This window comes from Microbacterium bandirmense, assembly GCF_037204185.1.
Classification (GTDB): domain Bacteria; phylum Actinomycetota; class Actinomycetes; order Actinomycetales; family Microbacteriaceae; genus Microbacterium; species Microbacterium bandirmense.
Map to the genome: position 1 here is coordinate 125,907 of NZ_JBBDGM010000007.1, position 11,990 is coordinate 137,896.

At 69.1% G+C, this 11,990-nt stretch carries 14 protein-coding genes; 9 read left to right on the forward strand and 5 right to left on the reverse strand.

Translation table 11 applies throughout. The features are described from left to right. Positions 1-23 precede the first annotated feature (23 nt). From WDU99_RS10035 to WDU99_RS10055, 5 genes are read left to right on the forward strand one after another with little or no spacing between them, the layout of a single operon-like run. Positions 24-1,076: an alpha/beta hydrolase gene (locus WDU99_RS10035; protein ID WP_337332314.1), complete on the forward strand. Its 1,053-nt coding sequence runs from the start codon at positions 24-26 to the stop codon at positions 1,074-1,076. Positions 1,077-1,120: 44 nt separating this feature from the next. Next, positions 1,121-1,969, forward strand: a complete 849-nt coding sequence (locus tag WDU99_RS10040; protein WP_337332315.1) for a tryptophan 2,3-dioxygenase — start codon at positions 1,121-1,123, stop codon at positions 1,967-1,969. Beyond that, complete coding sequence (locus tag WDU99_RS10045; RefSeq protein WP_337332316.1) at positions 1,966-3,024, forward strand: amidohydrolase family protein; 1,059 nt, start codon at positions 1,966-1,968, stop codon at positions 3,022-3,024. The genes WDU99_RS10040 and WDU99_RS10045 overlap by 4 nt, the downstream gene beginning before the upstream one ends. 1 nt (position 3,025) lies before the next feature. Next, entirely contained in the window at positions 3,026-4,249 is a 1,224-nt protein-coding gene (locus WDU99_RS10050; RefSeq protein WP_337332317.1) for a kynureninase, read from the forward strand. After that, a complete protein-coding gene (locus tag WDU99_RS10055; protein ID WP_337332318.1) occupies positions 4,246-5,160 on the forward strand; it encodes a PaaX family transcriptional regulator in 915 nt (304 codons plus the stop codon). Before WDU99_RS10050 ends, WDU99_RS10055 begins: the two co-directional genes overlap by 4 nt. A gap of 22 nt (positions 5,161-5,182) precedes the next feature. Here the strand turns inward: WDU99_RS10055 and WDU99_RS10060 are convergent, their stop codons facing one another. Next, entirely contained in the window at positions 5,183-5,665 is a 483-nt protein-coding gene (locus WDU99_RS10060) for an FBP domain-containing protein (RefSeq protein ID WP_337332319.1), read from the reverse strand. Between the two features lie 248 nt (positions 5,666-5,913). Here WDU99_RS10060 and WDU99_RS10065 point away from each other — a divergent pair, with 248 nt between their 5' ends. Genes WDU99_RS10065 through WDU99_RS10075 form a run of 3 tightly spaced genes read left to right on the forward strand, consistent with a single transcriptional unit; the run spans position 5,914 to position 8,655 of the window. After that, positions 5,914-6,351 carry a nitroreductase family deazaflavin-dependent oxidoreductase gene (locus tag WDU99_RS10065; RefSeq protein ID WP_337332320.1) on the forward strand — a complete coding sequence of 146 codons (438 nt, stop codon included), beginning with the start codon at positions 5,914-5,916 and terminating at the stop codon, positions 6,349-6,351. A 46-nt stretch (positions 6,352-6,397) separates the two neighbouring features. Next, entirely contained in the window at positions 6,398-7,780 is a 1,383-nt protein-coding gene (locus WDU99_RS10070; RefSeq protein ID WP_337332321.1) for an MFS transporter, read from the forward strand. Positions 7,781-7,818: 38 nt separating this feature from the next. After that, positions 7,819-8,655 (forward strand): serine/threonine-protein kinase, encoded by an 837-nt coding sequence (locus WDU99_RS10075; protein ID WP_337332322.1) that lies wholly within the window; start codon positions 7,819-7,821, stop codon positions 8,653-8,655. A 27-nt stretch (positions 8,656-8,682) separates the two neighbouring features. Here WDU99_RS10075 and WDU99_RS10080 read toward each other — a convergent pair whose 3' ends face one another. The 4 genes from WDU99_RS10080 to WDU99_RS10095 form a co-directional block, all read right to left on the reverse strand. Further along, complete coding sequence (locus WDU99_RS10080; RefSeq protein ID WP_337332323.1) at positions 8,683-9,222, reverse strand: YaeQ family protein; 540 nt, start codon at positions 9,220-9,222, stop codon at positions 8,683-8,685. Positions 9,223-9,253: 31 nt separating this feature from the next. Next, the gene (locus WDU99_RS10085) at positions 9,254-10,333 is read right to left on the reverse strand and encodes a 3-deoxy-7-phosphoheptulonate synthase (protein WP_337332324.1); all 1,080 of its coding nucleotides are present in this window, start codon (positions 10,331-10,333) and stop codon (positions 9,254-9,256) included. Between the two features lie 233 nt (positions 10,334-10,566). Further along, positions 10,567-10,890, reverse strand: a complete 324-nt coding sequence (locus WDU99_RS10090) for an L-rhamnose mutarotase (RefSeq protein WP_337332325.1) — start codon at positions 10,888-10,890, stop codon at positions 10,567-10,569. After that, positions 10,887-11,657 (reverse strand): Crp/Fnr family transcriptional regulator, encoded by a 771-nt coding sequence (locus WDU99_RS10095; protein ID WP_337332326.1) that lies wholly within the window; start codon positions 11,655-11,657, stop codon positions 10,887-10,889. The genes WDU99_RS10090 and WDU99_RS10095 overlap by 4 nt, the downstream gene beginning before the upstream one ends. Before the next feature lie 93 nt (positions 11,658-11,750). Between WDU99_RS10095 and WDU99_RS10100 the strand changes: the two genes are divergently transcribed. Continuing rightward, positions 11,751-11,990, forward strand: a complete 240-nt coding sequence (locus WDU99_RS10100; RefSeq protein ID WP_337332327.1) for a heavy-metal-associated domain-containing protein — start codon at positions 11,751-11,753, stop codon at positions 11,988-11,990.

The following is an 11,990-nucleotide window of genomic DNA, read 5'->3' on the forward strand; positions in this document are numbered from 1 at the left end:
CACTGTTCCCCGGAGGGGCACACATGACCGCGCTTGAGCACGCCGACGAATCGACCACACAGAGCCCGCATCGCAGATGGCACAGGACGAGGGTCGCCCTCCTCACCGTCATCGCGATCATCGTCGTCATCGGCATCGTCGGCGCCGTCACACCCTGGCCGTCCGCCATGGTGATCCGGGCGGTGTTCACCCGGGGTGGCGAGGCGACGGCCGCCGAGATGAACCGCCACCAGCCGGACACCGAGCTCACTGAGACGCTCGACGTCGCCTACGGGGACGACGGCAGCGACACCACGATGGACGTCTTCACCCCGGCATCCGCCACCGGTGCACTTCCCACGGTCGTCTGGATCCACGGCGGCGCATGGATCTCGGGCTCGAAAGAGGACGTCGATCCGTACCTGCGCATCCTGGCATCCGAGGGATACACGACGATCGGCCTGAACTACACCCGCGGGCCGGAGGCGAACTACCCGACCGCGGTGAACCAGATCAACACGGCGCTCGCCTACATCGACGCCCACGCCGATGAGCTGAACGTCGACGCCTCGCAGATCGTGCTCGCCGGGGACTCCGCCGGCGCGCAGCTGGCGAGCCAGCTCGCGGCGATCACCACCAATCCTGATTATGCGAGCATCATGTCGGTCGACCCGGCCCTGGACGCGGACCAACTCGTCGCCACCGTCCTGAACTGCGGTGTCTACGATCTCACCGCCCTCGCCGCACTCACGGGCATCACCGGGTGGGGACTGAAGACGTCGATGTGGGCGTACTCGGGCTCGAAGAACTGGGCAGAGGACGCCACGGGGTCGACAATGTCGACGGTGAACTGGGTCACCGAGGACTTCCCGGCCACATACATCTCGGGAGGCAACGGCGACGGCCTCACCTGGCTGCAGTCGATCCCGATGGCTCAGCGACTCGACGAGCTCGGCGTCGACGTGACCACGCTGTTCTGGGCGGCAGCGCATGAACCGGCGCAGCCGCACGAGTACCAGTTCCATCTCGACCAGTCAGAGGCGCAGACCGCGCTGCAGGAGACGCTCGACTTCCTCAAGATCCACACGGGTGACTGATTTCATCATTGTGACGGTCGCCGCGAAAGTGATATGTTCGCGGGATGGTCGACAATGAGCGCTCCCTGGAAGAAGGCATCGTCACCGATCTGAAGGATCGGATGACGTACGGCTCGTACCTCGATCTCGACCGGCTGCTCGGCGCGCAGCATCCGGTTTCCCAGCCACAGCACCACGACGAGATGCTGTTCATCATCCAGCATCAGACGACCGAGCTGTGGCTCAAGCTCGTGCAGCACGAGCTCGGCACCGCCCGCGACCGCCTCGCCGGTGATGACCTGCGCGCCGCCCTCAAGCACATCGCGCGCGTCAAGCACATCCAGGAGGTGCTGACCCAGCAGTGGTCGGTGCTGGCCACGCTCACCCCCACCGAGTACGCCGAATTCCGCGGCGACCTCGGCAATTCGTCCGGCTTCCAGTCCGTGCAGTACCGCTGCGTGGAGTTCGCGCTCGGCAACAAGAACGAGCGGATGCTGGGCGTGTTCCGCGACCACCCCGAGAACCTCGCCATGCTCACCGCCGAGTGGGAGCGGCCGACGCTGTACGACGAGTTCCTGCGCTTCGTCGCGCGCCGCGGGCTGCCCGTGCCCCAGGAGATCCTCGAGCGCGACGTGCGTCAGCCGTACCGCGAACACCCCGAACTCGTCGCCGCGATCCGCGAGATCTACGAGAACCCGCACGAGCACTGGGATCTGTACGAGGCGTGCGAGGAGCTCGTCGACGTCGAGGACAACTTCCAGTTCTGGCGGTTCCGGCACCTGCGCACCGTCGCCCGCACCATCGGCCACAAGGTCGGCACCGGTGGCTCGAGCGGCGTCGGCTTCCTGCAGCGCGCACTCGATCTGACTTTCTTCCCCGAGCTGTACAGCGTGCGGACGGAGATCGGGAAGTGACGGATCGACCCGAGACGGGGCACGCTCCCGTGCACGCGGCGCGGTACTTCGACGGTGCACAGGTGCGCGTCGGCACCGTGGTCGCCGGCGCCGACGGCATCCGACTGCTGCCCACCCGGGCACCCGACGGTTCACCGCACCTCGACGGACTGGTCACCGGGCTGTTCACCGATCACCACGTGCACCTGCAGCTGGTCGATCACACCCTGCTCGCCGGTTCGCGGCTGGGAGCGGTTGCCGATCTGGGAGCCGAGCTCGGCTGGATCAGCGACCTGGCAGCCGGTGCCGCTGTACAGAACTCCGGAAAAAACCCTGCCACGCACCCCACAACGCCGGAAACCGCGCCGGAACCTGCTGTTTCTCCGGAGTCCTGGACACAGATCAGCTACGCCGGCCCCTTTCTGACGGCTGTCGGCGGGTATCCGTCCGATCGCGACTGGGCGCCGGCGGGCGCGGTGCGACAGCTCGCCGACCCCGACGATGCCGCGCGTGCGGTCGATGACCTCACCGCCTCGGGCGTCTCGTTCCTCAAGGTCGTCGGCAACAGCGACGCCGGACCCGTGCTCGACGACGAGCTGATGCGCGCCCTGGCGCGGCTGGCCGCGGAGCACCGCGTCCCGCTGGTCGCGCACGCCGAGGGGCCGGGCCAGGCGCAGCGCGTCGCACGCCTGGGCGCCACCCGGCTGGCGCACGCGCCGTTCTCAGAGCACCTCACCGACGACGAGATCGCCGAACAGGCCGCGACGGTCTCATGGATCTCGACCATGGCGATCCACGAGGGTGAGGCCCTCGAGGTCGTCACCGACAACGTGCGACGGTTCTTCGCCGCCGGCGGCGAACTCGTGTACGGCAGCGACATGGGCAATGGCCCCACACCGGTCGATCTGCGCGGGGCCGAGATCGACGCCCTGCGCACCGCCGGCATCGACGGTCTCGATCTGCTCACCGCCCTCGCGCCCGCCGACCCGCTGCTCTCAGCCGCCCCACTGCTGCTTCTTCCCGACGACGACCCGAACCGGTCGCGCCTGCTCACGACCGCCGATCTGGAGTACTGAGATGACCGACGCCGACGTCCTGTTCACCGAAGCCCGCACCCTCGACGCCGCCGATCCGCTGGCCCATCACCTCGCGGCGTTCGCCGACGCACCCGGAGTGACGGCCTACCTCGACGGCAACTCGCTGGGTCGTCCGCTGCGCGATGTGCCCGAGAAGGCGGCGGCGTTCATCCGCGACGACTGGGGCACCCGGCTGATCCGCTCGTGGGACGAGCAGTGGATGGAGCTGCCCATGCGGCTCGGCGACCGCATCGCGCGCGTGACGCTCGGGGCCGCCGCCGGGCAGACAATCGTCGCGGATTCGACCAGCGTGATGCTCTACAAGCTGATCCGCGCGGGCGTCGCCGCCCGCCCCGGGCGTGACGAGATCGTCATCGAGGCCGGCAACTTCCCCACCGACCGCTTCATCGCCGCGGGCGTCGCGAACGAGACCGGCATGACCGTGCGGTGGGTGCAGCCCGATGAGCTCACCGGCGTGAGCGCCGACGATGTCGCATCCGTCGTCTCCGAGCGCACCGCTCTCGTCGTGCTCAGCCACGTCGACTACCGCTCCGGCGCACTCGCCGACATGCCGTCGATAACGAGGGTGGTGAAGGACGCCGGTGCGCTGATGCTCTGGGACCTGTGCCACTCCGTCGGCGCCGTGCCGATGCACCTCGACGACTGGGGCGTCGACATGGCCGTCGGATGCACCTACAAGTACTTGAACGGCGGACCGGGCTCCCCTGCCTTCGCGTACCTCGCCGCCGAGCACCACGGCGACGTGCTGCAGCCGATCCATGGCTGGTGGGGCGCCGCCGACATCTTCGCCATGGGACCGGAGTACGCGCCGGTCGCCGGCATCCGACAGCTGCTCAGCGGCACTCCGCCGGTGCTGTCGATGCTGGCCATGCAGGGCATGCTCGACCTCATCGAGGCGGAGGGCATCACGGCCGTGCGGGCCAAATCGATCACGCTCACCGATTTCGCCGTGCGCGCCTATGACGCTCTGCTGGCACCTCTCGGAGTGCGTCTGCTCTCGACGCGCAGCGCCGCGCACCGCGGCGGGCACATCACGATCGGGCACGACGCGTTCCAGCGGGTGACCCAGGAACTGTGGGCCGACGGTGTCATCCCCGATTTCCGCTTCCCCGACGGCATCCGCCTCGGCCTGTCGCCGCTGAGCACCTCGCACGAGGAGACGCTGCGCGGCATCCTCGCCGTGCGCGACGCGCTGCAGCGATGACCCACCCGCACACGCCGAGGCCCCTCCTGGCCGCCGGGGCCCCCTCGGAGCCGCGTACCCCAGAGGGGGCCCCGACGACGGGAGGGGGCCTCGACGCAGGTGAGATCGGAAACGGGGACGCCATCCTCGACGACATCGACGCGCGGCCCGGCAGCACCACCTCGCTGCTGCGCACGCTGATCGGCGTGCATCTGCGTCCCCTCGGCGGCAAGATCTCGTCGGGTGCGCTGGTGCGGCTGGCCGGCGACCTCGACATCCCGGCCGCCCAGGCGCGCACGGCTATCACACGCCTCAAGCAGAAGGGCCTGCTGCTGGCCGCCCCCGGGCGCGGGTACACGCTGAATCCCGCCGCGATCGGGATGCTCGAGCGCGGCGACCGGCGCATCTTCACCGTGCGCACGATGCACTCCGGCGAGGAGTGGATGCTGATCTCGGCGACGATCCCCGAGACGAGACGCGACCTGCGTCATCAGCTGCGGCGGAGGCTGCTGTTCCTGGGAGCAGGCTCGGTGACGCCAGGGCTCTGGATCCTCCCCGGACACCTCCAGGATGAGGCCGAGCAGCTGCTCGACGGAATCGGCGCACGGGAGTACGCGGTGCTGTTCCGCACCGCCGACCCGCTGCCGGCGCGACCGCTGGCCGAAGCGATCGCGGACTGGTGGGACCTCGGTGCGCTGCGCGCCGAGCACGAGCGGTTCCTGGCATCCACCGACGCACTCGATCTGACCCGACCGTTCGCCGCACACCTTCGCCTGATCGACAGCTGGCGGGTGCTGCCCTACATCGATCCCGGTCTGCCAGCAGCCCTGTTGCCCGCCGACTGGCCCGGCGCCCGCAGCGTCGAGACGTTCCGGCGCCTGTCGGCCGCACTCGCCGACGACGCGTCGGCCCACGTGCGCGCGGTCGTCTGACCGGCGCACGCAGACCCGCGCGTCAGCCGACCTCGGCCAGGAACGCCGCGACGTGCTCACGCAGCCGCAGCATCCGCAGCTCCCGTGCCAGCTCGCGATCGAACCCCTCGTAGGCGAGCGGTGGCAGCCGGCGCACATTCGCCGAGCAGCCGAAGTTCTCGCAGATCAGCGTGCCGATGGTGTCGCCATTGCGACCCGCGGCGCCGGCCTTGCGGGCGGAGAAGAACTGCACGTCGTTGCGCAGGGTCACATCGTCGCACCACGAGCACTGCGCCCGGGTGCGGATACGCTGCTCGGTGCGCTGCAGCAGCACGCCGACCGGCTTGCCGTCGACCTCGGCGACGACGTAGGCGCGCTTGGGCAGCTTGGGATCGAACCAGCCGAGGTAGTCGAGCTGTTCGAAATCGAGCTCGGCGAAGCCGGCGGGCAGTGTGACGACGGAGGCCTCCTTGCGGGAGGCGTTGATGAAGGACGCGCGGATGTCGCGCTCGTGAAGAGCAAGCATGATGGCTTTCGGTACGGCCGCCGATGGCGGCGAGGAAGGTGAAGAGGGGTCGGATGCCCGGATACGACGATGCACCGGCGACGGGGGTTCCGTCACCGGCGGGTCGTCAGTCTCTGCCGTCGGCGCGAAGGGCGCCGACGATCACCTGCTCTGCTCGCGAATGCACCCGACGAGCGTACACCCCTCTGCCGCCGGTGGCTCTCAGCGGGCGCGGAGACCGTGCCTGCCATCCGGGTTAGGCTCGGGTCATGCCATTGCACGGAGAGTATCTGCCCAGCACGTCGGAATGGGCGCGGAAGCAGGCCGAGCGCTATGAGGAGTCTCACGGCGCCGAGGCGAACGAGCTGCACGGCAAGCCCGTCATCGTGCTGACCACCGTCGGTGCGAAGACCGGCGGGCTGCGCAAGACCGCCCTGATGCGGGTGGAGCACGACGGGCAGTACGCCGTGGTCGCCTCACGCGGTGGTGCGCCCGAGCACCCGGCCTGGTACTGGAACATGAAGAAGAACGCGCACGTGCAGTTGCAGGACGGTGCGGAGGTCGCCGACTATGTCGCCCGTGAGCTCGACGGTGCGGAGCGCGCACAGTGGTGGACGCGCGCGAACGAGGTGTGGCCGCACTACGAGGAGTATCAGCAGAAGACCGAGCGCACGATCCCGGTGTTCCTGCTCGAGCCGATCAGCTGACGCTTCCAGAGGCTCAGGGACCTTCGACCCGGAGTAGTCTCGGCGTGTGTCCTCGTTCGCTCCTCTGCAGCGACTGGTCGTCACCGTCGCCATCATCGCCTCGTTCGTCACCTTCCTCGACGGAACGGTCGTCAACGTCGCGCTGCCCGCGATCAGCGACGAGCTGGGCGGAGGCATCACCACTCAGCAGTGGGTGGTCGACGCGTACCTGATCACGCTGAGTGCGCTGATCCTGCTCGCCGGTTCGCTCTCTGATGCGTACGGCCGCGTGTTCATCATGCGCATCGGCCTGATCGCGTTCGGCATCTCGTCGGTGGCGGTCGCGGCCGCCCTCGACCCGCTCACGCTGATCATCTCTCGGGCGGCGCAGGGGGCCGCCGGAGCGCTGCTGGTGCCGAGTTCGCTCGCGCTGATCACGGCCACGATGCGCGGCGAGCTGCAGTCGCGGGCCATCGGCATCTGGACGGCGTTCACCACGGGGGCGATGGTCGTGGGCCCGCTGATGGGCGGCCTGTTCGTCGACCTGCTGTCGTGGCGCTTCGTGTTCCTGATCAACGTCCTCCCGATCGCGGTGACGCTGGTGCTGCTGGGCCGCCTGCACCTTCCCGAGCATCCGCGCGGCACCCGGGTGGACTGGCTCAGCGGCGCGCTGTGCGCCGTCGGCCTCGGCGCCGTGGTCTTCGCCCTGATCGAACAGCCCCTGTACGGCTGGGCGGCGCCCCGCATCTGGATCACGGCAGTGGGCGGTGCAGCCCTGTTCACGTGGTTCCTGCTGCGCCAGCGACACCCCGAGACGCCGATGATGCCGCTGTCGCTGTTCCGCGTGCGCAACTTCGGCTGGGGCAACCTCGCCACCCTGTTCGTCTACGCCGCCCTGGCATTGAACGGTTTCGTGATCAGCGTGTACCTGCAGCAGGGAGCCGGTCTCAGCGCGACCGCCGCCGGGCTGGCGAGCCTGCCGGTCACGATCCTGATGATCCTGCTGAGCTCGCGCGTCGGCGCGTGGGCCGGCCGCCTCGGACCGCGGCTGTTCATGACCGTCGGTCCGCTGATGATGGCCGTAGGCGCGATGCTGCTGCTCACCGTCGCCGAGGACTTCAGCTACTGGTGGCAGGTGCTGCCGTCGATGATCGTGCTCGGCGTCGGCCTCTCGCTCACCGTCGCACCGCTCACCTCGGCGATCCTCGGGGCGATCGACGCCGACCACTCCGGAATCGCGTCGGCCGTGAACAATGCCATCTCGCGCGTCGCGGGCCTGATCGTGGTGGCGATGCTGTCAACGATCGTCGGCGGCGCCCTCGACCTCGGCGGCTTCCACAGCGCCGCCTGGGTCACCGCAGTGCTGTTCGCGCTCGGCGGGATCGTCTCGTGGATCGGCATCCGACGCGATCCCATCGAAGCGACGGAACCAGCACAGCCGGCATCCTGACCGCGACCACGCCCGCGTGTACGGGTAATGTCGCTCGCATGAGCGATCCGGGCGATCTCGACGACATCGCGTCCGCGCTGTATTCCGGTCCGCCGGAGGAGTTCACCGCGTCGAGGAACGCGCGCGCGAAGGAGGCGGACGATCGCGACCTCGCCGAGCGGATCCGGTCGCTGCGCAAGCCGACGGTCGCGGCATGGGTCGTGAACCTCTTCTCCCGTGAGCGCTCCGCACGGCTCGGACAGGCGCTGCAGCTGGCGGCCGAGCTTCGTGAGGCGCAGGAGGATCTCGACGCCCCGACGCTGTCCGAGCTCGGCCGGCAGCGGCGTACGCTGACGAACCAGCTCGCCACCGAGGCCGGGTCGCTCGCCTCATCGCATGGCGCGCGAGTGACGGGTGCCACGCTCGAGGCCGTCCGTCAGACGATCTCGGCGGCCTTCTTCGATCAGGACGCAGCCGCAGCCGTGGCATCCGGCCGACTCGTGCACGATCTGGAGCCGACCGGGTCGTACGACCTCGACGCCATGGTGGGCGGCGGGCGCCCTGCGGCTCCTACCTCACCGGCACCTTCGGGAGACGAGCTCAGCGCACGGCGCACGCGGAGGGACGCGGAACGCGCCGTGCGCGAGGCCAAGCAGACCCGCGACCGCGCCGCGCGCTCCGCCCAGCGCGCCCAGCAGGAATCGCGAGATGCCCAAGAGCTCCTGGACCGGCTGACCTCTCGCATCGCCGAGCTGGAAGCCGAACTGCAGCTGGCGAGAGCGCGCGTGGCGACCGCCGAACAGGATGCCGAGGACGCACGCGACCGCGAGGTTCAGGCATCCGACGATGCGGCTGAGGCCGAGCGCGGCCTCGAGCGGGCGAGGCACGCGCTCTAGCCGCACTCCGACCGGTCGCTGCGAGAGCTACCGGATGGCGTTCTCGTGCACGGCCGAGCTGAGGTGTGTGCCGTTCACCTCGAGGTACAGCTGATCCTCGGTGCGCGAGACCGTCAGGGTGTTGCGTCGGTCGAGCGCCGCCGCCGCATCATCGACGAAGCCCGTATCGAAGCTGTGCAGCACGATGGCATCCGCGTCGTGGATCGTCTTCCCCGCCCACTGCAGCTTCACGCGCTCAGGATCGCGCTGGGTGTAGATCGCGGTGCGGTCGGCGAGCTTGCTGCCGTAGTGCAGTCGGGTGGCATCCGGCGCCCCGACTTCGATCCATGCTGTGACGCGACCGGTGAGGTCGCGCACGAGCACCGCGGGCTCGTCGGTCGCTGCGACGCCCTCGGTGAAGGCGATGCCGTCTTCGTACTCGAGGCAGTACGCCAGCAGGCGGGTGAACATGTAGGCGTCGGTCTCGGATGGGTGCCGCGCGAGTCGCAGTGTCAGATCCTCATAGACGCCACGGTCGACGTCCGCCAGCTGCACCTCGAACGTGTGGATCATCGCGCCTATCGCCATAACGTTCGAGCTTACGCGGCGACGCGGTGCATCACCCGCGTCGGCGGCGCACGGCGCCGGCCAGCTGCGTGAGCGCCGCGGCCGTGGCATCCCACCCCATGCAGGCGTCGGTGACGCTCTGGCCGCGCACCAGCCCGGCGGGGCCGCGGTCGACGTCAAGTCCCTGCGCACCGGCGACAAGGTTGCTCTCCAGCATCACACCGGCGACCGCGGCGCCGTCGGTCGCGATCTGCTCGGCCAGCTCGGCTGCGACCTCCGCCTGACGCAGGTGGTCCTTGCCGCTGTTCGCATGGCTGGCGTCGACGATCACCCGCGGCGTGAGACCGGCGGCGGCGAGCCGCTCCGAGGCGCGACGCACGTGCTCGGCGCCGTAGTTCGGGCCATCGGCGCCGCCACGCAGGATCACCGAGGTGTCAGGGTTGCCCGTGGTGCTGACCAGGCTCGCTCGTCCGTCGGAGCCGATGCCGAGAAAGGCCTGCGGGGCGGATGCTGCGGACGCAGCATCCAGCGCGACCTGCAGTCCGCCGTCGGTGCCGTTCTTGAACCCGATCGGCATCGACAGGCCTGACGCGAGCTGGCGGTGGATCTGGCTCTCGGTCGTGCGCGCCCCGATCGCGCCCCAGGTGACCAGGTCGGCGGTGTATTGCGGGCTGATCGGCTCGAGGAACTCGGTGCCACACGGCAAACCCAGCGCGGTCACATCGCGCAGAAAACCCCTGGCCAGGCGGAGCCCTGCCTCGATGTCGTGACTGCCGTCGAGGTGCGGGTCGTTGATGAGACCCTTCCAGCCGACCGTCGTGCGGGGCTTCTCGAAGTAGGCGCGCATCACGATCAGCAGGTCGTCGCGGTGGCGCTCCGCCTCGCGCACCAGGCGGCCGGCGTACTCGAGGCCCGCATCGGGGTCGTGGATCGAGCAGGGACCGACGATCACCAGCATCCGATCATCACGGCCGTCCATGATCGAGCGCACCTCGTCGCGCGTGCGGGCGACGAGGGCCCCGCGCTCGCCGCCCAGCCGCAGAGTCGCGGCGACGTCCTCCGGCGAGGGGAGAGTGGTGAAGCCGGCGACGTGCAGGTCGGCGGTCGTGTCGACGGTGGGGATGCTGTGCATGAGTCCTGTCCTGTTCGTGTGGATTCACGACGGACCCGTACGCAGAGCCCGCCGAAACGGCGAAAGCCAGAGCAATTGCTCTGGCTTGTCGGCTCTGAAGGGTGCTGGTGTGCGCTACATCGGCGCCGGCCCCTCCAGAGCCGACTCGAAATACGCATACCAACGCTTGGTCATGCAGCTACCGTAGCGCATTGCGGCGACGCCGCGCGCACGTGTGTCACCGCGCATGTGTGTCACTCGGTGTGGAACACCTCGGGCAGCTCGTGCCACCACTCCCCCTCGGCGCGCTCGTCGACCGGACGCTGCATGGGCTCGCAGATCTGCCACCAGCGCTGGGTGGTCTCGTCGGCCGCCATCGCGGCCATATCGGCCTCGAAGTCGTCGCCGACGTACTCGAAGTACGAGAACAGCAGGTCGCCGTACCGGTAGATCGAGTAGTTGCGGATGCCACTGCCCTTGATCTGCGCGAGCACACCGGGCCACACCTCGCTGTGCACCCGTTCGTACTCATCGATCTGCGCGGGATCCAGTCGGATGACCTGTGCGACGCGCTTCATGCTGCTCCTTTCATGGCTTCGAGCCGGTCACGGTCCTTGATGGCGGTCCACCGGCGACCCGAGTCGATCACACCCTCGCGGCGCCAGCGGCTCATCACCCGCGACACCGATTCGGGAGTCGAACGGGCAAGGCCGGCAAGATCGGTGCGCGCGAGCGGCACCTCGATGAGGATGCCATCCGCTCCGCGATCCTCGCCGAGCTTGTCGGCCAGGCGCAGCAGCGCCGTCGCCACACGCTGAGCGACGGTGTCAGTGCTCTGTCCGCCGATGTCGGTGTGGGCCCGGGTCAGGCGCGCGGCCACGTCGTCGAGTACGCGCAGCGCGACGGTGGGATGCTCGCGCAGCACCGCCCGGAACGACTCCTGGTCGATCCTCAGGGCGCACGAACCGACCATCGCGCTGGCCGACTGCAGGTGGAACGGCTCGCCCAGCGTGCCCATCGCGCCGAACAACTCGCCGGGTGCCAGCACATCGGCGACGGTCTCGACTCCCGAGGGCGTGACCTGGCTGAGCTTCACCCGCCCCTCGGCGACGATGTACAGATGCCCTGCCGGCTCGCCCGCCCGATACAGCGAGTCACCCTCACGCCACGACGTCGCCTGCATCCGCTCGTCGATGCGGCCGAGGTCATCATCGCCGAGGTCGGAGAAATACGGACTGCGCGCGAGCACGTACATCCGCACCGGGCGCGGGCACACGTGCGGCAGGGTCACTTCGCGCAGCGGAATCCGCCGCCGCTGACCGGGTGAGACTGCGGGTGCGCCCATGTGTTCGACCATATCCCCGTTGATTGACGTGCGTCATGGTGCAGCGCCCGCCCTCTTCGTACGGTGAAGCCACCGATACAGAAGGGACCGGTCATGAACACCTCATCCACCCCCACCACCCGCACCCTGCTGCGTGCCGACGGCTTCTCGTGCCCGTCGTGCGTCAGCAAGATCGAGAAGCGGGTCGGCCGACTCGACGGCGTCGACCAGGTCACGGTGCACTTCGCCTCGTCGCGTATCGAGATCGACCACGACCCGACCGTCGTGAGCATCGACGACCTGATCGCCGCGGTCGGCAAGGCCGGCTACACCGCCAGCCCGTCGGCGTTCTGA